Raw genomic sequence first — 24,302 nt, 5'->3', positions numbered from 1 at the left:
AATGCCAAAATACATATTGATAATTGGAGCTTGTGGTCAAATTGGAACTGAGCTAACTTTAGCTCTCCGGGAGAAATACGGAAACGACCAAGTCATTGCAAGTGACATTAGAGAAGGTAACGACGAATTAATGCAGTCTGGACCATTTGAAATATTAGATGCCACCAACTACGATAATCTAGAGGAAGTCATTGCTTACTATGATATAAGCGAAATTTATCTAATGGCGGCGATGTTAAGTGCAACAGCAGAAAAATTCCCTATGCGCGCATGGAATTTGAATATGAATACACTGTTCAACGTGTTGAATTTAGCAAAAGATAAAAAAATAGAAAAGGTTTTCTGGCCGTCAAGTATAGCCGTTTTTGGGCCAAATACCCCTAAAGAAAACACACCTCAAAACACTATAATGGAACCGAGTACGGTGTATGGCATCAGTAAGCAATCTGGCGAACGCTGGTGTGAATATTATTTCAACAAATTTAATGTTGATGTACGAAGTATTCGTTACCCAGGCCTTATTAGCTGGAAAACAATGCCAGGTGGCGGTACAACTGATTACGCTATCGAAATCTACCATAAAGCCTTGTCTGAAGGCTCGTATACCTGCTTTCTAGAAAAGGATACTAAATTGCCCATGATGTATATGGATGATGCCATACGCGCCACCTTACAGATTATGGAAGCACCTGCGAAAAATATTAAGGAGCGCTCATCTTATAACTTAGCAGCAATGAGTTTTACGCCCAAAGAAATGGCTGAGAATATCAAAGCGTTAATACCTGAGTTTAAAATAAACTATAAGCCAGATTTTAGACAAGATATAGCTAACTCATGGCCAAGTAGCATAGATGACACAAATGCACAAAAAGATTGGAATTGGAAGGCTGAATTCGACCTTCAAAAAACCACTGACGTGATGTTAGAAAATTTGAGAAATAGGGTTTAGCCTATTTCTCAAATTCTTAATTACTGAATTTCAGTCGTTTTTCAATCGCTACAATCATTGCATTGGCGATATCTTTACCCGTAGCATTTTCGATACCTTCTAGTCCTGGAGAAGAGTTTACCTCTAACAATAACGGGCCTTTATTTGAACGAATAATATCGACACCAGCAACGGCCAAGTTCAATACTTTAGCTGCTTTTAAGGCAAGTTTCTTTTCGTCTGAGGTAATCTTAATTATAGATGCAATACCGCCTTGGTGAATATTCGCTCTGAATTCTCCTTTTTGAGCTTGACGCTGCATACTAGCTACAACTCTACCGTTCACGACGAAACAACGAATATCTTGTCCGTTAGCCTCTTTAATGAACTCTTGTACTAAGATGTTGGTGTTAACACTTTTAAAAGCGTTTATAACACTTTCTGCAGCCTTATTAGTTTCTGCCAAGACAACACCTTTACCTTGGGTGCTTTCCAATAGTTTAATTATTAATGGAGCACCGTTGACCATTTTAATCAAATCTTTGGTATCCATAGGCGATTTTGCAAAGCCTGTAATAGGAATATGAATATCGTTCTTTGAAAATAACTGCGACGCAAACAACTTATCTCTAGATTGTGTAATGGCTTCTGCAGAATTTTGACAATACGCGCCCAAATTATTGAATTGGCGTATTAATGCACAACCATAAAAAGTTACCGACGGCTTAATACGTGGTATTATAGCATCGTAATCTTTTAAAATGATCCCACCACGATATCTAATTTCTGGAGAATGCGCATCAAGTTTCATATACGCCTGCTCTACATTTAAGAAATCAATTTCATGACCTCTAGCCTCAGCAGCTTCCATAATTCTTTTATTACTGTATAAGCTTGGGTTGCTAGCTAATAAGGCAATTTTTAATCCGGTTTTTTCTTTAAAGTATGGTGCGTACATTTTATTAACCTCCGCCTCTTCAAAATCTTGCAATTGATAGTTTAAAGCAGGGTTTACTATAAAACGTTCATTCAATGCCTCTCTACCTAAGAGCATACGAAACTCCATCGTATCTCTATTGGCCAGCGTCAGCTCTATTTCAAAAGTAGTATTGCCAATAGTTACAGGCGTTTTTATGACCAAACGCTCTTCAGAAATACCTGAAGAACTTTTTACCATACGACGGTCTACCAATCTTGCTTGGCATTCGATGGCAATACTGCGGTTTTCTTGTAATGGACTCACCTCAAATTTTACCCATTCATGACCACCTTTTATTACTATTTTTAAATTGGCAGCTTGTATAGAAGATGTTTTAGCCCCAGAATCTACCCTTGCTTTTATGGCAGGGATGCCTAAGTCATTAAAAACACACCACTCTTCACTACCTATTATTTGTAAATTATCCAATATTGTTTTTTTTTGACTCCGAACAAACGGAGTTATAATTATTTCTTTTTTAATTCAAATAAATCTGTTCTTCTATCTTTTAAATTGCGTACCGCACCAAATTGATTAAGCTCTCGCAATAGGTCAATATCCACATCAGCGATTAAAATCATTTCTGTATTTGGGGTAGCTTCCGCCTTAATACCATTGGTTGGAAAAGAGAAATCGCATGGTGTAAACACCATAGATTGAGCAAACTGTATATCCATATTCTCAACATTTGGCAAGTTACCAACACTACCAGCAATGGCTACATAGCATTCATTTTCGATTGCTCGTGCTTGAGCGCAATGGCGTACACGAGAATATCCATTTTGGGTATCGGTCAGGAACGGAACAAACAAAATATCCATGCCATCATCTGCTAGTAACCTACTTAATTCAGGAAATTCAGAATCATAACAAATCAAAACCCCTATTTTTCCACAATCCGTATCAAAAGTCTTTAACTGCGTACCTCCTTGCATTCCCCAAATCTTTGCTTCATCTGGGGTAACGTGTAGCTTTTCATAACGCTCCATACTACCATCCCGTCTACATAAATAACCTACATTATAAAGGCGTCCATCTATCATTTCAGGCATACTACCAGAAATAATGTTGATGTTATAAGAAATGGAAAATTCAGAAAATTTCTGAACTATGGCTTGGGTATGTTTAGCCAGCTCTCTAATAGCATCTGCCGTAGACATATGGTTATTACCTGCCATTAAGGGTGCGTTAAAAAATTCTGGAAATAGCGCAAAATCGGACCTATAACCAGAAACAGAATCTATAAAAAATTCCGCTTGTTGTAAAAGTTCCTCTAAGTCTTTGTAAGGGCGCATTTGCCATTGAATCAATCCCAAACGAACAATTGATTTTTTTGTAGCCGCCTTTTTATTTGGTTTTTGATAATAGATATTATCCCATTCCATAAGAATAGCAAAATCTTGAGAAGCTTTATCACCATCTAAATACCCTTTCATTACTTTGGCAGGATGAAAGTCATTACTGATTTGAAAATTTAGAACCGGATCATGAATTTCTTTACGACGAACCTTAGCAATATATTCTTTTGGCGAAAGTTCTGCAGCATGTGCATGATAATTAGGCATGCGACCACCGAATACAATACTTTTTAGGTTTAACTTCTCGCACAATTCTTTTCTATAATCATACAAACGTCGGCCTAAACGTAAACCTCTAAAACTTGGTTTTATAAAAACTTCAATACCATAAAGTACATCGCCTTCATTATCATGAGTATCAAATGTATATTTACCTGTTATCTGTTCGTAGGTATGGCTATCGTCGAACGCGTCATAATCAACAATTATAGATAAAGCTACGCCGGCCAACTGACCATTGATTTTAATGACCACTTGGCCTTCAGGAAATTTATCGATTAAAGATTTTATATGTTCCTCTTTCCAATACGAACCGGGCATACTCGCATAAGCAGAAATCATAGCAGTTTTGAGTTCTTGATAATCATCAAGGTCTAAAAACTTTAATTCAATATTTTCAATTTCATCAATTTTCATATAGCTGTTGTAAGTACAACCGAGTTTAGTTTAAAAGTTAGTACAGAATATAATCCTTTTCCCGGTTTACATTTAGTAAACCGGAAAAGGATATTTTAAATTTTAGTTGAATGTTTATACCGTTCTACTGAAGATAATACTAATCTTCATCTTGACCATCGACCATGTCTTCTGGGTCTGGCTCTACTACTGCATCTGGATCGTCATCGTCAAAATCCTCATAATCGTCTACATCATAATTTTCCATGGTATACTCAAGCTTAGCACTGATTTTCACCAAGTACTTTGTATCAACAGTTAATACCTCAACCGCTTCAACACGCTCTCCTTGACCATTTCTGAAAGTGATAATATTGCGATCATCGTAACCGTCAGGATATTTTTCTACCAAAAGTTTAAGAACTTCTGGAGTCAGTTTTTTAAAGTCTACAATGACTTTATTTAAATGTGCGTTCTTGTCCATAATTACATATCTAAAAGGTAAGCAAAAATCAAAGGTGCAACAATTGTAGCATCACTTTCTATAATATATTTAGGCGTATTAATATCTAATTTACCCCAAGTAATCTTTTCATTTGGTACAGCACCAGAATATGAGCCGTAACTAGTTGTACTATCACTAATCTGACAGAAATAACTCCAAAAAGGTGTGTCGGTGCGTTCCATATCTTGATACAGCATTGGTACTACACAAATTGGAAAATCTCCAGCAATACCACCACCAATTTGGAAGAATCCGATTCCGTTCTTAGAATTATCGGTATACCAATCGGCCAAGAAAGTCATGTACTCAATGCCCGATTTCATGGTACTTGCCCTTAACTCACCTTTCATAACATAGGAAGCAAAAATATTACCCATAGTACTATCTTCCCAACCTGGGCAAATAATAGGTAGATTTTTCTCTGCTGCAGCATACATCCAAGAATCTTTAAGGTCTATTTCATAATACTCCTCTAACACTCCTGAAAGCAACATTTTGTACATAAATTCATGAGGTAAAAAACGTTCTCCCTTATTATCTGCATCTTTCCATATCTTGAAAATATGCTCTTGTAATCTTCTAAAGGCCTCTTCTTCTGGAATACAGGTATCGGTAACTCTATTCAACCCTTTTTCCAATAGATCCCATTCATCTTGCGGTGTTAAATCTCTATAATTTGGAACACGCTTGTAATGTGAGTGTGCCACCAAGTTCATAATATCTTCTTCAAGATTCGCCCCAGTACAAGATATTATCTGAACCTTATCTTGGCGAATAACCTCTGCAAAGATTTTACCCAACTCTGCAGTCGACATCGCACCTGCTAATGAAACCAACATTTTGGCTCCGTTATTCAGTTGCTCTTCGTAACCTTTGGCAGCATCTACCAAAGCCGCAGCATTAAAATGTAAATAGTATTTTTCTATAAAATTGGTGATTGCACCTTTAGTCTTCGTCATCTTCAAATTTTGAATTGGTATTTGATTTATAATCTATATCGAAGGTATTATCATACTCTTGATCAATATCTTGACCAGCAAATTTATAGCTAAGCATTTTGTAATATAATTTAGCTGCTAAGAAATCTGATGATTTGTCATTTTTGTTCGGGCAAAGTTCTACAATGTCAAAACCTACCACATTCTTATCTTCGAAAACTTGCTTTAAAAATTCTAAAGTCTCGTACCAAAGTAATCCGCCCGGTTCAGGAGTTCCAGTAGAAGGCATAATAGAAGGGTCTAATGCATCTAAATCTAATGTTATAAAAACATTTTCAGTCATTGCCTCAATTACCTTATCAGTCCAATATTCATCATTTACCATGTCATGGGCAAAGAATGTTTTTTCATCATCCATCAATGTCTTTTCAATAACATCCATAGAACGAATACCAACCTGCACTAAATTGGTAGTTTGGTTAGCCTCATACACGGCACAAGCATGATTATACTTACTACCTTCATATGATTCTCTCAAATCTGCATGCGCATCAATTTGCAACACGGTAAGGTTATCAAAACATTCATTGAAAGCACGAATAGACCCAATAGAAATTGAATGTTCACCGCCAAACAATGTAACAAACTTATTACGCTTAATAAAGTCTTTCGTAATAGCATGTACTTCATTGACCATTGCCTCTGGCGAACTGTTTTCAGTTATAGGGTCAGTTAAATGAATGCCTTGTTTATAAACCTCAGAATCGGTTTCAATATCATACAATTCCATATTTTCTGAAGCTTCTAAAAAAGCTTCAGGACCTTTGTCCGCTCCTTTACCCCAAGTACTGGTTCCATCATAAGGAACAGGAATCAAGATAATTTTGGATTTTTCTAGTTGGGCGAATTCATCGGCAATACCGGCATAATTCTTTGATGTACTCATGATATTTCAGCTATTGTTAAGTGGTTTTTTAGAAAATTTTTCAATTTTATATACGTAATTCTATGTTCGTCGGTCTTTTGAACCAAAATATTTTTACTCATTAGTAGCATCAACATCATAGCCTAATATACCTAAAAGGTCTTCTGCTTTTTGTTGCCCTCTAAAAAGCTTATAAGTGAAATTACCGTTTTCATCCTTATCTATCAAAATATGTTTTGGTTGAGGAATAAGGCAATGTTGTAAGCCTCCATACCCACCTATTGATTCTTGGTAAGCTCCAGTATTAAAAAACCCTATATACAATGGTTTCTCTCTTTTATATTTTGGCAGATAAATAGCGTTCATGTTCTGCTCACTATTATAATAATCATCACTATCACAAGTTAGACCACCTAAAAGTACACGTTCGTATTCATCATTCCAACGATTAATAGGCAACATGATAAATCTTTTATTAATAGCCCAAGTATCTGGCAATGTGGTTATAAAAGAAGAATCTATCATGTTCCATTTTTCACGATCGTTCTGTTGCTTCTGATACAAAATTTCATAAATAGCTCCACCACTCTCACCTACTGTAAAACTACCAAATTCAGTAAAAATATGAGGAACTGGAACATCTGCCTCTGAGCATGTTATGCTAATCTGATTTAAGATTTCATCTATCATGTATTGATAGTCATATTGGAATTGCAAAGAATTCTTGATTGGGAAACCTCCACCAATATTCAAACTATCTAATGACGGACATATCTTTTTTAAACGAACATATACTTTTAAACACTTTACGAGCTCATTCCAGTAATAGGCATTGTCGCGTATACCCGTATTAATGAAAAAGTGAAGCATTTTTAGTTCAACCTTATCATTGTCTTTTATTTGATTTTCGTAAAACGGAACAATGTTTTTATACCCTATACCCAATCTAGAGGTATAAAATTCAAATTTAGGCTCTTCTTCAGAAGCTATTCGAATACCGATTTTAAAAGTATCATTAATGGCGTCGGCCAATAAATCTATTTCTTCATAATTATCAATAATCGGTATACAATTCTGGTGCCCTCCATTAATTAATCTAGCAATGTTCTCTATATATTTTTCACGCTTAAACCCATTACAGATTATATAATTCTTATCAGTTAATTTACCGTCTGCCTTGAGTTTTTCAACAATATTAATATCAAAGGCAGAAGAAGTCTCCATATGAATATCGTTCTTTAAAGCCTCATGCATTACATGTTGAAAATGAGAGCTTTTGGTACAATAACAATAGTGGTATTTACCTTTGTAATCATTTTTTTCTATAGCATTTGCAAACCAATTTTTGGCCCTTAAAATGTTTTCAGAAATTTTGGGGAGATAAGTAAATTTTAAAGGGCTACCATATTCTTGTACTAAATCATGCAACGGAATGCCATGAAATTGTAAGTGTTCGCCGTCTAAATTAAATTCTTCTTGGGGAAAATAATAAGTTTGATCAATAAGATCAATGTATTTGGTATTCATGAAATTGAATTATAATGAAATTTGATATTCTATAAATATAATAACTAGCCTACAGTTTGAAAGTTAAGAAAACGTAACCATCTCAACAGAAAATCACACTAAAATTTGTTCTTGCGTAGTAGGAATGAAGAAGTAATCATGCTGACTTTGCATGATCGTTGAAAAAGGATGGGAAGTTAACCTTATTAACCGAAAACCAATTTTATAGGCTATCTGTTGAAAATATTTACAACTTCCCTTAAATCCGAACATAAAAAAATTATACATAATGTTCAGCTAAAAGCTTGAAATCTCTAGCACCCATAATAGGGTATTAGGACATAACAAATGAAATCAAAAAAAATGAAAAAACAAGCGTTTTCATTTTTTTTACGATAACCTACTTTATTGTAATTTTATACTGACCTTAAAACGTCATTTAATTTCATAACTTACTTATTATTAATATATTAAAAAATAATAAAGCCATGATAAAAATTAAAAAATATAGCTTGACAAGACATTCGATTATAATTTTATTGTCCTTTTTTTTTCATTTAATGGCAAATGGACAAATTTCATCAGGTGTATATGCTGATACATTGATAAATAATGGCTCCAAAAGAGTACATCAAGTCAAAATAAATGATAATTATTTCATTTACACAGTTTATGAAACTGAGCCTGCCAATTTCATAAAAACACTTGGTGGTTTTACGCAAATAGAAAAAACCGATTCAATTGACCTCATGGTCGTTTTGTTAGAATTTAATTCTGATTACGAAAAAGATTCTATTAGTAAACTCAGTATACCTGTAAAAATGATTGGAGAAAAACTTCATATGAGCTGGTTTCAAGAACTTACACCTAAACCCACAAAGAGTCATTCTCAAGATTTAGATGGCGAATGGCTTTTTGCAACTAGAGGTCCTGATACAGGTCAAGATAGACGAGGTGAAGAAAGCTCAAGAAAAACCTTAAAATTTCTGAGAGATGGCACTTTTCAATGGATTGCCTACGACACGGAATCTTTTCGTTTTTCTGGCACAGGAGGTGGTAATTACAGTACTAATGATGGAATCTACAAAGAAGAAATATTGTTTTTCTCTAAGGATAATTCAAGAGTGGGTGCTCAATTAGAATTCAACTATGAATTACAGGGCGACGATTGGCATCATACGGGCAAGAACAGCAAAGGAGAACCTATGTATGAGATTTGGAGTAAAAGAAACTATTGAAATCAGTAAAGACACTACCTTTTATAAAATCACACTTGAGAATTAGCTATTAGATTGCGGAAAACTAAATCCTATTTTTTAATTCATAAGGTAAAAGATGCTGTTTGAACAGATTTTTTAAGAGTTTATTTCTCAGGTGATGAAGTGAAAAAATTCTCATTCATCTTTTTTTTAATGCAAACTAGCAGGTATGACTTAAATCATTTTAAGTTGTTTTCCTCTCATTTATATTTGGTGATTAATTGAACCTGATTATGAGCACACCTCCATTAAAAAGCCATAAATGGGAATATATTAGTGCAGAAATATTTGAAGGTTTCAAAAGAAAAATACTATTCTATAAACGCATAAAATTAAAGAGAGGTAACCATTTGATACGTTTATTGAAAACAAATTAAATTCTTCAATCATGAAAATAAAATTTTTATCAACTACCATGATTATCCTTATGGTCGCAATTTCTTTATCAAGTTGTGGTGAGACCTCAAGAAAAGAAAACATTAATGAGACTAGTAAGGATTTGAAACAAGCAGAAAAACAATCGAAGGAAGAACTTCAAGCTACAGTTAAAAAAAATTGGGAGAAATTCAAAAGTGAATCAGAATCTATAATTGAAAAATCAGATGCACAAATAAAAAAAATAAGAGCTGTAATCGCCAAAGGCGATCAAAAAGAACAAGAAAAACTTACGAAAGAACTAGATTCATTACAGAAAAAAAATAAAGAGCTCAAAGACAAATTAGCTCAAAAAGAGCATAGTTTTAAAGAAACTTTGCTAGAATATAATGAAAAGGCAAAGGAAGAAGAGCATAAGTTCAAAAAACAGTTTAAGCGTGATTTGCAAGAAGTTGTGAATGCACTTAAAAAAACAATTACACCTGAAGAAGGTGTTGAAGATGAATTATAGCTAGTGTTCTAAATCAGAAAGAAAAACCTAGATATGAAATGTGATGCAAAAGACTATCATATAAAGAATAGTCTAATCATAAATTTTGTAGCGTACATTAATTAATAATTCTACTTTTGCTTTCTGAAAAAATTTGGCCTCGTAGTTCAATGGATAGAATAGAAGTTTCCTAAACTTTAGATGCAAGTTCGATTCTTGCCGAGGTCACTTTTTGACTTACAAACGAATTCAATATAGTATGTAATATATTGATTATCAATGTTTTGATATTTTTTGGTTTCAAATGATATCATTTAGAACCATCTATTTGAGTTCACAAATCGTCAACATTTTTTTCAAATGTTTTCGTATTTTGTAATTGTTTATTTTAAATCTGTTAAATAAACAATTTGTAGGTGATTTGACTTTCGTCCTTAATTAAGTTTAATTTAAAGACGTTTGTTATGCGCACTACTTCCACATTTTCAATCTTATTTTGGCTATACGCTAAAAGAATTAAGAACAATCAAGCTCCTCTTTATGCCAGGATAACCATAGACGGCAAAAAGCTCAACATTAGCCTTAAAAGAAGAATTGACACGCAACTATGGAGTCCTGAAAAGCAGCGAGTCAAGGGTTTGAGTGCAAACGCCAAAAGTATTAATCAATACCTGAATGAAGTACATGCAAAGTTGTTTCAGTGCTATCAGGAATTAAGGGCAGATGATAAGCGAATTACTCCACAAACGATAAAATCCAAATTCCTAGGGGACGATAAGCCAAAGGAATTTACCATTACAGATATAATTGCATACCATAATGATAAAATGTTTCACAAACTGCATAGAAATACTTCAAGGCTCTATTTAATTAGTCAAAAATACATCCTACTTTATTTAAAAAAGGAATACAAACTTGATGACATAGAATTATCTCTTCTTGACTATAAATTTATACTCGGTTTTGAAAATTTTCTCCGTGGCCATAAACCAAGGCATTATCAAAAGCAGATTGGGAACAATGCAGTAATGAAACATATTCAGCGTTTGAGGAGAATGGTCACGTTAGCTTATGATATTGAATGGATTGGTCAAGACCCCTTCCGTAAATTCAAACAAAAACTAATTCCCACACACCGAGGTCATTTAACAGGCAAGGAGTTGGAGCTTTTAGAGGTGGTGACATTGAACTCTTTGAGATTAAGAACGGTAAAAGACTTATTTGTATTCAGCTGTTATACAGGGATTAGCTATATAGATATGATGCTCCTCACGGAAAAGAGTTTAATTACGGGTCTGGACGAAAGGTGGTGGATAGCAACAAAAAGGCAAAAAACCAGGAATCCTGTGAAAATTCCCTTATTATCTAAAGCTTTTGAAATCATTAAGAATTTCAGAGAAGATAAACGATGTCAGGTTTATGGGACTTTGTTTCCTAAAATATCAAATCAAAAAGTGAATGCCTATTTAAAGGAAATTGCAATAGCAGCTGGCATTCAAAAAAACCTCACCTTTCATATGGCCAGACATACTTTTGCGACAACCGTTACGATGACTAACGGAGTGCCCATAGAAACTATTTCTAAAATGTTAGGGCACAGAAAGCTAACCACAACCCAAATTTATGCTAAAGTAATTGAGCAAAAAGTATGTGACGATATGGAAATACTTCGTGAGAAACTGGAAATAAATAGAGCATCATATAAAAGTAAAAATACAAAGAGAATTCACTAGGTCAAATGTTCAATAAAATTAAAATATCAATTTTAGATTGAAACCTAAATGGGAGTAGAAATAGAGAACTTTATAGAATTCATTCTTAAAAAAAGACCCTTGATGGACTTAAAACTTTTTAGTAGAGGTATTTCAATTGTTGATAACCCACATTTTTATGCCAAATTACGGATTAGACCCTTATTTAGATTGGTATCGTTTTGCATCAAACGGAACCAAATAAAATTAATAGTCCTTTAGCACTATCTGATTTGGTTTAATTTGTTTTAATTTGTTGTATATCAGTTATTTGTGAATAACTATTTGTAACGGTCTATTTCTTTATTCGCCTATTTTCATACTTTTATTCAACAATAATATTGAAAGAAAACAAAAGCGCTTTTGTTCATTTCGTAACCCTAAAAAAGGAAAACAATGGACAATTTTTTGATTCTTGAACGGCTGGATCGTTTAGAAAAACTTTTGATAGCGAATAAAAAGGTATTGACCTTTGAGGAAACCTGTGACTATACTGGGATATCCAGAAGCTACCTGTACAAACTTACCGCTGCGGGAACCGTTCCGCACTCCAAACCCAACGGAAAACTTATTTTTTTCGAACGGAAGAAAATAGAGGATTGGTTGCTCCAGAACGAACGAAGACCCATAAATGAAATCGAAACGATAGCTAAGCCCGTTCGTTAGGAATTTGCATCTCTAAACTTTTCAAAATTCATCAGTACATCTTGGGAATCCCCTGGGAGTTCAAAACATTTTTTATGAAAACAGTACCTTACTTACGGGTGGGCACATCGTACTATAAATTGGTGCAGGCACCTACCATCGCTGGACATTTCAACGAGATCCTGGTGCATTGGAACATCGAGACCATCCGCCAGGACCATGGCAAGGATTACCTGAGCAAGGTTCCAAAATACGATGGCTTTACCTGTATCCCCAATCATATCCATTTTAAACAGGAATATAAAGGGTTCTACAATACTTATTCCCCGTTGCCGGCAATCCCAAAAGAAGGGGAATGCCAACATTCATTGAATTTTGTGAAACATATTTTCGGGAAACACTATGAACTAGGATTGGATTACCTACAATTACTGTATACAAAACCGGTACAGGTACTGCCTATTCTTTGTTTAGTTTCCATGGAACGTTCCACAGGCAAGAGTACTTTTTTGAAATGGCTGAAGGCCATCTTCGACAATAACATGACCTACTTGACCAATGATAGTTTCAGTAGCCAGTTCAATTCGGATTGGGCGAACAAGCTGCTCATCTGCATTGACGAAGTACTGTTCAACAAAGAAGAATTGACGGAACGTATCAAATACCTGAGCACCACCAATATCAACAAGTTGGAGGCCAAGGGAAAGGATAAAAGGGAAGTGGAGTTCTTCGGTAAGTTCGTCCTATGCAGCAACAACGAGGACAACTTCATAAAAATTGACGGGAACGAGACCCGTTTTTGGGTCTTGAAAATACCCGTGCTCAAAAAAGAGGAGACCGATTTCCTGAATCAACTGAAATCTGAGATACCCGCATTTCTGCATTACATGCAAAAGCGACAGTTATCGAGTGAGCACACCACCAGAATGTGGTTCACCCCAAAACAGATTAGAACAGCCGCGTTAAAAAGGTTGGTACAGAACAATAGGAACCGGGTGGAGAAGGAACTGGCCAGTATCCTGTTCAGTGTCATGGAAAAGTTCGAACTGGAGGAAATACATCTCTGTCCCATCGATGCGCTGCACCTGCTGAACAAAACCCGTGTCAAGACCGACTTGACCCAGTTGCGGAAATTGCTGAAGAACGATTGGAAACTCGTCAACCAGGACAACTCCAACAAATACCAAAAAGTGACCATTTGGAGCGATGGGGATATCCACATGATCGATGCCAAAGGAAGGTACTTTACGGTGGAAAAAGACTTTTTGAACATAAATTTCGATGATACGATGACGGAATAGGACGGGGTCAATGTTTATAGGGGCCGAAGCCGTCATCAAACTGTCATCATTTTGTCATCAAAAAAAATAATGATGACGGAAATGCTTGTAAAAAAAGAAGAACGATGACGTGATGACAAAACGATGACAGGGGAAACCTAATACTATAGGGGCCTTGGGAGGTGTTGTCATCATATCATCAAAAAAATAGGTAAAACCATTTGGCTTATGAAAGAAAAAAGAACTACAGGATTATCATGTGAAAGAGCCCGAGCTTTTCCCATCGAAAGGGCGCTGGCAAAACTCGGGCACTTTCCGACCAGGACAAACGATAAAGAAGCTTGGTTCCTAAGCCCTCTTCGCTCAGAAACGCATGCCTCTTTCAAGGTGTCCAAGAAACTCAATAGATGGTACGACCATGGGGAAGGAATGGGAGGTAATGTTATCGATCTGGTGTGTAAAATCACCAAATCCTCGGTAAAGGAAACTTTAAGGTTTTTGGAACAGGACCGAGCCTCTTTCTCTTTTCAACAGCGGCCAGTTTTAAGCAACGATAACCATAATGGAATACAAATTTTTCATGCACGGCCTATCCGGCACTATGGTCTGTTACAATATCTATTTGAACGAAGGATTTCCATTTCGACAGCAGCGGCCATTTGTATGGAAGTTCATTACCTGAACAAGGGAAGACGCTACTTCGCCATAGGATTGAAGAACGGTTCGGGCGGATGGGAGCTACGGAACAAATATTATAAAAACTGTAGTTCGCCCAAGGATATTACCCATATCAAAAATGGAAACGGAAAACTCATCGTTACCGAAGGGATGTTCGACCTGTTATCGATTTTAGAGGGTATCGAAGAATCAAATTTGGAATATGATTTTCTGGTCTTGAACTCTACTGCCTTTCTAAAGAAAGGTATTAAGATTATCGATAGTTATAGCCAAATCGACCTGTATTTGGACAATGACCAAAATGGAAAAGGAGCGACGCAAAAGTTGATGGCCCGTTCCAATATCTGTCTGGACAAATCTATGCTTTACGAAGGATTCAAGGATATGAACGAATGGCTGGTAAAAAGTGCTAAAAAGGGACTTGGTCAGGAAGCGCGAGATGTGTCTTTGTTGCCACAAAGGCAAACTCGCTTTACTCCCGATGGTCCCAAAGAAACTAAAAAATGAAAAGGACGTGTATCAAATTCCGGTGCTCGATTTACGAGAAAAAACTGCTCAGGAAAAGGGCGGAACGTGCAGGTATTTCCCTCTCCGAATATTGCCGCAGCTCCGCTTTTGGCAATACCGTCATCGAACGGTTGACCGAGGAACAATTGGCCCATTATAAAATGCTTGTGAAGTACAAGGGGAACTTTACCCGAAGAAGTAATATGTTCAGGAAACATAACCCTAAACTGGCCAGCGAGGTGGAGCAACTGGCGGAAGAAATACGAACACATCTTTATAATTTCAAAAAAACAAAATAATGATTGGCAAGGGAACATCCATATCACATACCGGAACAAGTATCGATTACGGCTGGAACCAGGAGAAGGATGCGGAAATCGTCTTTAGCCAACATCTGGCGGGAAACAATCCCCATGAGATCACCGAGGAGTTCAAACTGATACAAGAAGAGAATACCCGTTGCCAAAAGAACACCTTAAGCTTTATACTCAGTCCGACCCAAGAGGATGGTAGTAACCTTTCCAAGCAACAGTTAGGGGAATTGACACAAAAGTTCATCAAGGAAATGCAATTGAAGGAACGCCAGGCCATTGCCTTTGTCCATAGGGACAAGGCACATACCCATGTGCATCTGTACGTGAACCGTATCGGTTTTGATGGCAAGGCCTACAATGACAGTTTTATTGGAAAACGAAGCCAATTGGCCGCCGAATATGTTGCCAAGGAAATGGGACTGACCACGGTGAAGGAAGTACAATTGGAAAAGGAACTGAATTCGATACAGGTACGTCTCGAAATAAAGAACATACATCAAAGGGTAATGGAAACCGAAAGTCCAAAAACATTAGACTCCTACATCAAGGCCATGAAAGAAAGGAATGTGGAAGTCATCCCGACAATAAACCGGGCCAATAATTTACAGGGCTTCCGATTCCAATATCACGGTCTTAACTTTAAAGCCAGTGAGGTACACCGCTCCATATCCGGAGGAAAGATCATGGCACAACTTTCACAGAATAAAGGTATAGCAAAACCGATAAAGGTGGACAAGTCAGTCCAGCTACTAGGGAAAACCTTGGAAATGAGTACCAATTTAGCCACAAGCATTGCCAAGAACATCATCAAAAAAACGATCAAAAGGGCCATCGATACCGGAATTGGATTTTAAAAACAAAAAGCTATGGGATATAAAAAACTGGACGAGGTGATGGAACTGCTCACCGACGAGTTGGATGGGTTCAACAAGTCCATCGATAGATTTGAAAAGTTGACCCAAAATACGGACAACATCAAAGTAATGCCCGATACTTCAGAAATCGAACGATTGCTCCAAGAGTATCGGAATTTCGAGAAGGTGAATACCGAAAGGCTTCAGGAGTCGGTTCAGGATATCAGGAGTCAGATTTCAAAAGCAAGACTGGTTCCAAGGATACAATTACGGATTCATTACGCGATTTGGTTTATTTCCTTGGTCATTATAGGATACCTATCGCTACAGTTCTCCCGAATCGGGGAAGTACAGGAAAAGGCATTTACCGAGGGAGAGCAAGAAGTAATCTCCAGTTTAAAAGGATATTTTGACCAATATCCGCAGCATTACGAATCGTACCAGAAATGGATACAGAAAAAGGATAGTGTTCTAAATCAAAAGTAGTATGCGCCCTATGGAATTTTTGCTTGACGCTTATCTGCCGGAACACTACAAAAATTCCACAGGATCCATGCGCAGGTATGTTATGGTAAGATTTGGGGAATTAATTGATTTAAATAAACCTTGGAGAAAGTAACGAACTCTTTCTACCCTAAACAGCAAAAAAATGAAAATGTTTACGATGCGGAATTTAAAATAAAAAAGCAGCAAAAGCATGAAGCCCTTACTGCGCAGGATAACAACTTGATTGCTCAACTTGTTTCCTAAATTATTAAAGAAAAAACTTGTTTTTTGACACAGTACCTATGAACAGTACGGGAACAAACTAGCGTTTGCTTTCCGCCATACACATAGCGAAATCTTTTGGTTTTGTTTTTTCTTTTTTATGTCAAAGCGAAATCCCAAAGATTTCGCGACCTCATAAAAGTACGCAAACCCTGCGATTAAGCCCAAAGCCCGTATTGATTATAGGTTATGTTGTAAACAGTTATTTTACCTGTACTATTTGTGGTTCCTCAGTTGTAACTATATCCACAACATCATTTTCCGTCCAAATTCTGTATTGAATTGCTGTACCCTGATGAGGCTCAAACCATCCATGATTTTCACGCACATATTTTAAGTATTCAGAGTTTTTAATTTCCTGAATTACTCCTTTGTTATTTATAATTTCAGCTTTGTCAAATGCCGTAAAAGATTCATCAACATTTTGCCATGCAATTGGAGAATCAAATTCCACTTTAAACTTTCTGCTTTTGTCCAAAATATCAATTGAACGAACATTATCCATCACGTTTCCTTCAGAGATTTCTATTGATTCAGTTTCAGATGAAACAAATCCTTCAATCACATTTACTGTGAGTAAACGAGTTTTACTACTATAAGAAATTGTATCTAAGAAAAGAGTATATATATTTTGAATTTCTGGTTTCAATATTTGTATAATTGTTTACAACGGTTTGAGCTATGAACAGTACGGGGGCATACTAGCGTTTGCTTTCCGCCATGCACATAGCAAAATCTTTTGGTTTTGTTTTTTCTTTTCCTGTCCAAAGCAAAATCCCAAAGATTTCGCGGACTTTATAAAAATACGCAAACCTTGCGATCCTGCCTGCCGGCAGGTAAGCCCGAAGCCCGTATTGTTTATAGGTTGTGTTGGCAACAGTTATTTTATTATTCGTATTAGATTCGGGTATGATGCGTATTTAGATTTTCGTTTAATCCTGTAGGCAATGATTACAGCCATTGCCACATTAATTATATTTAAAATCACAAATAGAAACAATAAAACATAAGAAATATACCCGTTCTCTGGATTAGTCAATTCTAGAGTAGCAGTTAATAAAGCGGCAGATAATGTAATCGTTGTTAAAATGGTCCAGATTATTTGAAAATTAAGTAGGCTAGTTCCTTTTTCATCTAACTTGATGATTTTATCTTTTTTTGAAATCCAAAAAATTAACGGAATTAAGATATTTCCAATAGGAATTACTAAATACGTAACTACAGATAAATGCATTAAAACTAAAAGTTTCAAATCCTCTTTTTTTCCATAATCAATAATTTTCTCAGGCAAACTATCTAACGCTTCGCTGATAAGTTTTAGAGTGTTTCCACTCGGTTTGTTTTCATCATTTTCTATCCTTTGAATTGTTCTTAGGTTAACTTTTGCTTTTTCTGCTAAGTCTTCTTGGGTATAGCCTTTTGACTTTCTTAGTTCAACAATTTTTTGACCAATATTCTCCATTTCTTGTAGTTTAAATTATTTGGTCAAAGTTATTTTAGAGACATACATATTGATAACGGTGCGTTTCCGACAACTTTACGACATTACTGTCTAATTCCTTGTTTTATAATTGTTGCCAACGTTGTTGTATAAGATTAGTTGCGTGGTTTAAGCACGTAATTCAGCAAATATAAACCGAATAGAAAATCCGCGAGGATTTTCGTAAGTGAGCTAGCACTAGCAATTAATTTTATACGGTGTTGGCAGCTGGCATTTTTTATTTTCCAATTAAATTTCGCTCTATTTCTTCCCATCTTAATGTCGCAAGTTCACTAATTCTTCCTTTTCTAGCAAATTCATACTCTCGCCAATGACGATGAGGATTTTCGAGTATCATTTTTCCGTTTTTGGTTTTTTTTAGCAGTGACTGATGGGCATCTTGAAATCTATCGTCAAGTCTTGCTTTTGAATAAAACGAGAGAGTATAAACGTAATAGAAAAGATTATATCTCAAGAAAGGATACTCAACTTTCAAAAATCGATTTCCTATCCCAAAAGTACAAGGACCCAAGGGTTTTTTCGTTATCCAATGCTTAAGTAGAAATTCAATTCCTTTGTCAAATTTTTCAATATCTTCTTTGCTATTTTCCCTAAATCGAAATGCATCTAGTATGTACAAAGTAGTTCCTGGATTGCTAGCATCTGTTTCAGGGGACTTTCCTAGTTTAACCGTGTTACATCGCCAACCTCCATCTGGACTTTGCGTTTCCAAAAGTTGCTGATAACTCTTTTCCGTTCTACTATCCTGAAATCCTCCAACTCTTCCCAAAGCAGCAAGAATTCTAGCAGTCATGCATGGAAGCTTTGAGCTGGTGTTCGAATACTTAAAAGAACCGTCAGAAGTTTGGTATTTAAATAGAAATTCAATTGCTTGCGATAGAATCGGAAATTCCTTAATGTTTGCGCCAAGTTCACCAAGTACTTCAATAGTATCCATTGTGCTTGCCCCATGAGGTGCATGGATATCACCATCCTCTCTTGACCAAAATAGTCCGCCATTCTGATTTTTTTGTTTTAGGATAGATTTTATTTCAGCCGAATAGTCCATTATGTTCATTTTTCTGCTTGCTGCCAACGCCTGGGCTATGATTAGTGCGGCGAAGAAATCCGACGGATTTCCAGCTACGCGCTAAGCTAAAGCTTTTGGTTTTGATTTGTTTTTTGTTTTATCCAAAGCTAAATCCAACAGATTTAGCGACATTATAAATATACACAGACCTTATGGATTAGAATAAGTCCGCATTAATTATAGGCTCTGTTAGGGCAAGTTTTTTCTCCCGTCAATATCGTCTTCAGTCCCTAAAATTCCGTCCCGACCTTTGGATTTAAGTACGTAACTTTGTCCATTTTCCAACTGTTCATAATGAAACTCATTGTTCCATAAGTCCGACGTTATATTTTGCCTCAATGGGTTATTACGAATTATATTTTTGAGCTCTTGCGGATAAATTCCCAATTCACTTTTTTCTTGCTCCAGTATCGATTCTATCTTATTTAATTGTTCCGTCGTTTCTGTCATTCCATTATCGGAAACGTAAAAAATTCCGATTGCAATTCGAGCAACTATGATAAATCCGACCGCAATTAGCAAAACAAGTAGAGATGGACGAATTAGAAACTTTTTTGGCAGATTATTCTCTTTTTCAAATTTCCGCCTTGCTTTTTTCTTTTTCCAGAATTTTAGGTCCTCCCAGAGTAAAAGAAGTTCTGCAATGATTTCTCCCATTCGAAATTTTGATTTTTAAATTTGCCCTAACGCCTGGGCTATGATTAGTGCGGCGCAGAAATCCGACGGATTTCCAGCTACGCGCTAAGCTAAAGCTTTTGGTTTTGATTTGTTTTTTGTTTTATCCAAAGCTAAATCCAACAGATTTAGCGACATTATAAATATACACAGACCTTACGAATAAGTTATAAGTCCGTATTAATTATAGGCATCCTAAGTTTGTCTTTGATTAATTTATATTAGTTAAAACCAAAGAACAAAAGAGCAGAGTAAGGTTACTATAGCCGTAGGAACTTCCGATTCCGTCAACAATGAAAATCCCTGCTCTTTTACCAATACAATACGTTCAGTTCTCTAGGTCTTTTGAACCTGTTTTTAGGATGCTGTATGCATATGGTATTGTTCTTAATACACTCAAGATATGGATAAAATTACAATTTTTGTAGGGATAGATATCTCTAAGGACACTATAGATGTCTATGATTCTGATACTGGTCATTTTCAATTTGAAAATGCCCCAAAGGGCTTTTCCTTGTTAAAGGAAAGACTTTCTGCCGACCATTGGTGTGCCATGGAAGCTACGGGCTGTTACCATCAGCGATTGGCTATTTACCTATTCGAACATGGAATACGTTTAAGTGTCCTGAACCCATTGGTCATAAAACGTTTTATACAGATGAAGTTGAACCATGTAAAGACGGATAAGAGCGATGCCAGGATGATATTCAGATATGCGTCGGAACAACCCTTGTCTTTATGGGTTCCTGAGGCCGGTTATGTCGTAGAATGTAAAAGATATCAAAGCGCGATTAGACTATACTTCAAACAGCGAACGGCTCTTAAGAACATGTTACATTCGTTATTGACAGGTGGTCGGGCAAAGGATAAACTTGTAAGATCTATAAAGAGACAGATAAAAAACTTGGACAAGGAAATCGGTCTGCTCGAAATTGAAATGGAGCAGTTAATAAAATTGAACGAACAAGGCTTGTATTCAAGGTTGAACACCATACCGGGAATAGGAAGGAAGACGGCAATGATCTTGATAGTTTCGACCAATGGCTTTCGTGACTTCGAGAGTGCATCCCAGGTAACTTCCTTTTTTGGATTGGCTCCCAATGAAAGGAGCTCGGGCAGCAGCGTGAAAGGCAGAACCAGAATCAGTAAGATTGGAGATCCATTGCTACGCAATCATCTTTTTCTATGCAGCTTTACGGCCTGCGTGCATAACCCACAATGTAAGGCATTATATGACCGGATTGTTGGAAAGGGTAAAAGCAAAAAACTTGCGCTAATTGCTGTCTGTAATAAACTTATAAAACAGGCCTATGGAATATCAAAATCAGGTTTGGATTATGATAGAAATTTTGTGGGTAGATTGAGCTAAATTTTATTTGTTTTTTAGCTCAGTTCTTTGTTAGCTGTCGTTTTTCCCGTTATAATTTTTCTCAAAATCTCCGAATATTTTAGTTAATTCAATCCGTTCCGATTCATTTATTTGGTATTCCATATCGTCCAGAACCTCTTTAATTACATAATATTCATTTAGATTTTTGATTTTACCTTTTTCAATAACCTTTTTAGGTAAATTTCGTATTTGAGAAGTCAAAATTCCAATTGTTGGTAGATTTTTAGATATCAACTTTTCATTTAACTCATCCATGTATATTGGAGGTAAGTCCTTAATTCCAGTTAGCGTATCCAGAAGTCCTTCCCGTAATCCTCTTCTCGCTAGGGATTCACTTTCTTTCTCCCATTTTGTTAAAACGTTTATCGGAGAATATTCAAGATTAGGGTCAATATTGGCACATTTAGCTTGAAATTCCCAAATCACTTTGGAAATATGCTTGTAGAATTCGTAGTTCGATTTATTTATTTTCAGCATTTTTATAAATGACAGCTAACGGTTCGGCTAAGCGTAGTGCGGAAGTATGGAAACTTTTCGTTTCCATCTGTGCACGAAGCTAAAGCTTTTGGTTTTGCTTTTTCTTTTTTTGTCCAAAGCTAAATCCCAAAGATTTAGCGACTTCATAAATATACACAGACCTTTCGATTTAGCCCTGAAGTCCGCATTACGTTTAGGCATTGTGCCTGTTGCACAAGTCCTTGTTAAAAATACTGTTTTTGCTTAACTTTAGTTATGCAGGGAAAAAAGGATTATCAAGAAAAGCTATTTGCACATTTTCAGTTAAGTGAGCGTATCCCCAAGAACAATTTTTATAGGCGTTTAAAAGGAGTATTAGATTTGGACTTTCTCTATAATTTGACCAAGTCTTATTATGGGGAAAGTGGTCAAAAGAGTATTGACCCTGTTGTATTCTTTAAGTTGTGTTTAGTGGGTTATCTAGAGAACCTTATTAGTGACCGTCAACTTATCGCTCATTGTTCTATGCGACTGGATATTCTATATTTCCTAGGTTATGATATTGATGAAGAGCTTCCTTGGCATAGCACTATAAGTAGAACACGTCAACTGTTTCCAGAATCTATATTTGAAGAAGTATTTACTAATGTTTTGAGTTTGTGTATTGAAAAGGGAATGGTCAGTGGTCATACCCAAGCGATAGATTCAGCGCCAGTAAAGGCAAATGCAAGTATGGATACCTTGGAACTGAAAGTGCCCGAGGAAGACCTAGCGGAACATTTGCGAAGAATACGAGCCATTAGTTCAATGGACAGAGAAGAACCCCACCGTAAATCCAAGAACGATAAATCAGATGAAGGTCAACGCGGTATTACTGCGAGCAAGAGGGAACTTGACGCGATAAAGGGCCGTAACAAGAAATGGGCAAAAGACCAAGATCAGCGACCGGGCGCAGGTAACAAAGGGGCAAAGTATACCAGTAACAAGACCCATTACAGCCCTACCGACCCTGATGCCAGGATAAGTGTAAAGCCCGGTAAGGCGAGAAAACTGAACTACCTGAGCCAGCTTAGTGTGGACACGGCGAACCATGTGATAACCGACATCAGGTCGTACCATGCCGATGGCAAGGACAACCAGCAATTACGGGATATCGTACAACGCTTACAAAGAAGATTATGGCAACAGGGTTTGGTGTTTGAAAACTGTGTGGCCGATACAGGTTATAGTAGCGGTGAGAACTATGCCTTTCTGGAAGAACGGAACCTTAAAAGTTTCATACCGCCCCATGGTACCTACAAGGGCGGGCCAACAGGCTTCGAGTATATTGAAACGGCGGACCATTACGTTTGTCCACAAGGAAAGGTGATCCCGTTCACCAAGATCTTCAACGATTACCGAACGGGTACCAAGAAGAAGGAGTACCGTGCAAGAAAGCATGTCTGTATCGATTGTCCTTTACGCAGTGCCTGTCTTGGCAAAAGTGCACAGGAGAAGAAGTTCAGCGTAACGTACTATCGCGAAGAGTACGAACGCAACATCGCAAGGGTGGAGAGTCCACATGGGCGTTACATGAAGGGCAAGCGGCAGAGCACGGTGGAACCCGTGTTCGGCACCCTGACCCAGTTCATGGGCCTGAGGAAGATAAACACGATAGGGCTGGCACAGGCCAACAAGGTGATGCACCTGTCCGCAATCGCCTATAACCTGAAGAAGTACCTGAAATTCGAACAGAAACCGGTAAAAAGTGGGGCGGGGAAACTTGCTTTGGCCGCATTTATAAAACGTGCCTTTCAATACCTCTTCGGTGCTTCTACAAAGCAGCTAAAATTAGCTTACAACTTCTGAGTTGTTGCGAAAAAAGCCCCGTAGAGAGGCTAATATTCATATATAATTTGACCGATCATAGGCTTGTGCAACGGTTACCATTGTTGGCAATAGTTATTTTGCGTACTACTTGTCCGATTCCTTTATTTTCTTGCCATTATTATATTCGAAAATCAATTCGTTTCCATCATCGTCATAACAGAATTCTTTTCCGTGTTTTTTTCGTCCATTATATTCACAGCTATAAGTAACCTTACCATCTTCGTACTGTTCAAGTAGTACTTTTTTTCCTTTTTCATCATAGGTTTTAACTTCTAAAGTATCTTGAGAAAGCCTCAACCTAATCACTTTTTCAATTACTCCTAATTTATATTTGTGGTAAAGTGTTTTATCTGATACTAGTTTTTCCTTGGTGTTGAAGTAAAGGTTGCTCCATAAAATAACTCCGTCCTTATATTGCTCTTCATAATTCAATTTTCCGTTTTTCCGTTTGTCTTGAGCAAGTCCAGTAAATCTTTGTCCATCCATTTTATAGACCAAATCATTATCGATATACACTTCCTTCATGTCCAACGTGTCTTGAGAGCTCACTTCAAAAGAAATTGAAATAAGAACTAAAAAAATGAAGTATTTGATATGATTCATAATTATTGCCAACGGTCTAGTATATGAAACGTAGCGTATAAATAAACACTAACTTTTCGGATTA

24 protein-coding genes and 1 tRNA gene are annotated in these 24,302 nt (G+C 36.6%); 13 read left to right on the top strand and 12 right to left on the bottom strand.

What is annotated here, in order from left to right:
• Nucleotide 1: 1 nt before the first annotated feature.
• On the top strand, nucleotides 2-949 hold the full coding sequence (locus tag AAC084_RS16900; RefSeq protein ID WP_339841407.1) for an NAD-dependent epimerase/dehydratase family protein: 948 nt from the start codon (nucleotides 2-4) through the stop codon (nucleotides 947-949).
• Nucleotides 950-965: 16 nt separating this feature from the next.
• On the opposite strand, the gene rimK is transcribed toward AAC084_RS16900, so the two are convergent.
• The 6 genes from rimK to AAC084_RS16870 all read right to left on the bottom strand — a co-directional run bounded on the left by rimK (nucleotide 966) and on the right by AAC084_RS16870 (nucleotide 7,775).
• Complete coding sequence (gene rimK / locus AAC084_RS16895) at nucleotides 966-2,336, bottom strand: 30S ribosomal protein S6--L-glutamate ligase (protein ID WP_339841406.1); 1,371 nt, start codon at nucleotides 2,334-2,336, stop codon at nucleotides 966-968.
• 38 nt (nucleotides 2,337-2,374) lie between these two features.
• Nucleotides 2,375-3,901 (bottom strand): bifunctional GNAT family N-acetyltransferase/carbon-nitrogen hydrolase family protein, encoded by a 1,527-nt coding sequence (locus tag AAC084_RS16890; protein WP_339841405.1) that lies wholly within the window; start codon nucleotides 3,899-3,901, stop codon nucleotides 2,375-2,377.
• A 139-nt stretch (nucleotides 3,902-4,040) separates the two neighbouring features.
• Nucleotides 4,041-4,364 (bottom strand): hypothetical protein, encoded by a 324-nt coding sequence (locus tag AAC084_RS16885; protein WP_339841404.1) that lies wholly within the window; start codon nucleotides 4,362-4,364, stop codon nucleotides 4,041-4,043.
• Between the two features lie 2 nt (nucleotides 4,365-4,366).
• Nucleotides 4,367-5,344: a deoxyhypusine synthase family protein gene (locus AAC084_RS16880; protein WP_339841403.1), complete on the bottom strand. Its 978-nt coding sequence runs from the start codon at nucleotides 5,342-5,344 to the stop codon at nucleotides 4,367-4,369.
• Entirely contained in the window at nucleotides 5,331-6,269 is a 939-nt protein-coding gene (gene speB, locus AAC084_RS16875) for an agmatinase (protein ID WP_339841402.1), read from the bottom strand. Before speB ends, AAC084_RS16880 begins: the two co-directional genes overlap by 14 nt.
• 93 nt (nucleotides 6,270-6,362) lie before the next feature.
• Entirely contained in the window at nucleotides 6,363-7,775 is a 1,413-nt protein-coding gene (locus AAC084_RS16870; RefSeq protein ID WP_339841401.1) for an arginine decarboxylase, read from the bottom strand.
• A gap of 467 nt (nucleotides 7,776-8,242) precedes the next feature.
• Between AAC084_RS16870 and AAC084_RS16865 the strand changes: the two genes are divergently transcribed.
• The 10 genes from AAC084_RS16865 (at nucleotide 8,243) to AAC084_RS16820 (ending at nucleotide 16,393) form a co-directional block, all read left to right on the top strand.
• A complete protein-coding gene (locus AAC084_RS16865; RefSeq protein WP_339841400.1) occupies nucleotides 8,243-8,992 on the top strand; it encodes a hypothetical protein in 750 nt (249 codons plus the stop codon).
• Nucleotides 8,993-9,401: 409 nt separating this feature from the next.
• Complete coding sequence (locus AAC084_RS16860; protein WP_339841399.1) at nucleotides 9,402-9,899, top strand: hypothetical protein; 498 nt, start codon at nucleotides 9,402-9,404, stop codon at nucleotides 9,897-9,899.
• Between the two features lie 135 nt (nucleotides 9,900-10,034).
• Nucleotides 10,035-10,106 (top strand) — tRNA-Arg (locus AAC084_RS16855).
• A gap of 236 nt (nucleotides 10,107-10,342) precedes the next feature.
• Nucleotides 10,343-11,611 (top strand): site-specific integrase, encoded by a 1,269-nt coding sequence (locus AAC084_RS16850; protein WP_339841398.1) that lies wholly within the window; start codon nucleotides 10,343-10,345, stop codon nucleotides 11,609-11,611.
• Between the two features lie 414 nt (nucleotides 11,612-12,025).
• Nucleotides 12,026-12,295: a helix-turn-helix domain-containing protein gene (locus AAC084_RS16845; RefSeq protein WP_339841397.1), complete on the top strand. Its 270-nt coding sequence runs from the start codon at nucleotides 12,026-12,028 to the stop codon at nucleotides 12,293-12,295.
• Between the two features lie 74 nt (nucleotides 12,296-12,369).
• A complete protein-coding gene (locus AAC084_RS16840) occupies nucleotides 12,370-13,575 on the top strand; it encodes a primase-helicase family protein (protein ID WP_339841396.1) in 1,206 nt (401 codons plus the stop codon).
• Nucleotides 13,576-13,941: 366 nt separating this feature from the next.
• Nucleotides 13,942-14,739 (top strand): toprim domain-containing protein, encoded by a 798-nt coding sequence (locus AAC084_RS16835; protein WP_339841395.1) that lies wholly within the window; start codon nucleotides 13,942-13,944, stop codon nucleotides 14,737-14,739.
• Complete coding sequence (gene mbpA, locus AAC084_RS16830) at nucleotides 14,736-15,038, top strand: mobilization protein MbpA (protein ID WP_339841394.1); 303 nt, start codon at nucleotides 14,736-14,738, stop codon at nucleotides 15,036-15,038. Before AAC084_RS16835 ends, mbpA begins: the two co-directional genes overlap by 4 nt.
• On the top strand, nucleotides 15,038-15,907 hold the full coding sequence (locus AAC084_RS16825) for a relaxase/mobilization nuclease domain-containing protein (protein ID WP_339841392.1): 870 nt from the start codon (nucleotides 15,038-15,040) through the stop codon (nucleotides 15,905-15,907). The genes mbpA and AAC084_RS16825 overlap by 1 nt, the downstream gene beginning before the upstream one ends.
• Before the next feature lie 12 nt (nucleotides 15,908-15,919).
• The gene (locus AAC084_RS16820) at nucleotides 15,920-16,393 is read left to right on the top strand and encodes a DUF6730 family protein (protein ID WP_339841391.1); all 474 of its coding nucleotides are present in this window, start codon (nucleotides 15,920-15,922) and stop codon (nucleotides 16,391-16,393) included.
• Nucleotides 16,394-16,877: 484 nt separating this feature from the next.
• On the opposite strand, the gene AAC084_RS16815 is transcribed toward AAC084_RS16820, so the two are convergent.
• The 4 genes from AAC084_RS16815 to AAC084_RS16800 form a co-directional block, all read right to left on the bottom strand.
• Complete coding sequence (locus AAC084_RS16815; protein WP_339841390.1) at nucleotides 16,878-17,324, bottom strand: hypothetical protein; 447 nt, start codon at nucleotides 17,322-17,324, stop codon at nucleotides 16,878-16,880.
• 231 nt (nucleotides 17,325-17,555) lie between these two features.
• A complete protein-coding gene (locus AAC084_RS16810) occupies nucleotides 17,556-18,137 on the bottom strand; it encodes a helix-turn-helix domain-containing protein (protein ID WP_339841389.1) in 582 nt (193 codons plus the stop codon).
• Nucleotides 18,138-18,393: 256 nt separating this feature from the next.
• The gene (locus AAC084_RS16805; protein WP_339841388.1) at nucleotides 18,394-19,233 is read right to left on the bottom strand and encodes a prenyltransferase/squalene oxidase repeat-containing protein; all 840 of its coding nucleotides are present in this window, start codon (nucleotides 19,231-19,233) and stop codon (nucleotides 18,394-18,396) included.
• Between the two features lie 201 nt (nucleotides 19,234-19,434).
• Nucleotides 19,435-19,902: a type II secretion system protein GspG gene (locus AAC084_RS16800; RefSeq protein ID WP_339841387.1), complete on the bottom strand. Its 468-nt coding sequence runs from the start codon at nucleotides 19,900-19,902 to the stop codon at nucleotides 19,435-19,437.
• Between the two features lie 421 nt (nucleotides 19,903-20,323).
• On the opposite strand from AAC084_RS16800, the gene AAC084_RS16795 reads away from it, so the two are divergent.
• A complete protein-coding gene (locus AAC084_RS16795; RefSeq protein ID WP_339841386.1) occupies nucleotides 20,324-21,289 on the top strand; it encodes an IS110 family transposase in 966 nt (321 codons plus the stop codon).
• Between the two features lie 30 nt (nucleotides 21,290-21,319).
• Here AAC084_RS16795 and AAC084_RS16790 read toward each other — a convergent pair whose 3' ends face one another.
• Entirely contained in the window at nucleotides 21,320-21,787 is a 468-nt protein-coding gene (locus AAC084_RS16790) for a hypothetical protein (RefSeq protein ID WP_339841384.1), read from the bottom strand.
• Nucleotides 21,788-22,042: 255 nt separating this feature from the next.
• On the opposite strand from AAC084_RS16790, the gene AAC084_RS16785 reads away from it, so the two are divergent.
• Nucleotides 22,043-23,614: an IS1182 family transposase gene (locus AAC084_RS16785; protein ID WP_339841383.1), complete on the top strand. Its 1,572-nt coding sequence runs from the start codon at nucleotides 22,043-22,045 to the stop codon at nucleotides 23,612-23,614.
• Between the two features lie 105 nt (nucleotides 23,615-23,719).
• On the opposite strand, the gene AAC084_RS16780 is transcribed toward AAC084_RS16785, so the two are convergent.
• Nucleotides 23,720-24,238, bottom strand: a complete 519-nt coding sequence (locus tag AAC084_RS16780; RefSeq protein ID WP_339841382.1) for a hypothetical protein — start codon at nucleotides 24,236-24,238, stop codon at nucleotides 23,720-23,722.
• Nucleotides 24,239-24,302: the final 64 nt, after the last annotated feature.

The sequence above is a fragment of the uncultured Maribacter sp. genome (assembly GCF_963977385.1).
GTDB lineage: Bacteria > Bacteroidota > Bacteroidia > Flavobacteriales > Flavobacteriaceae > Maribacter.
This window is presented reverse-complemented; position numbering and strand designations above follow the sequence as displayed.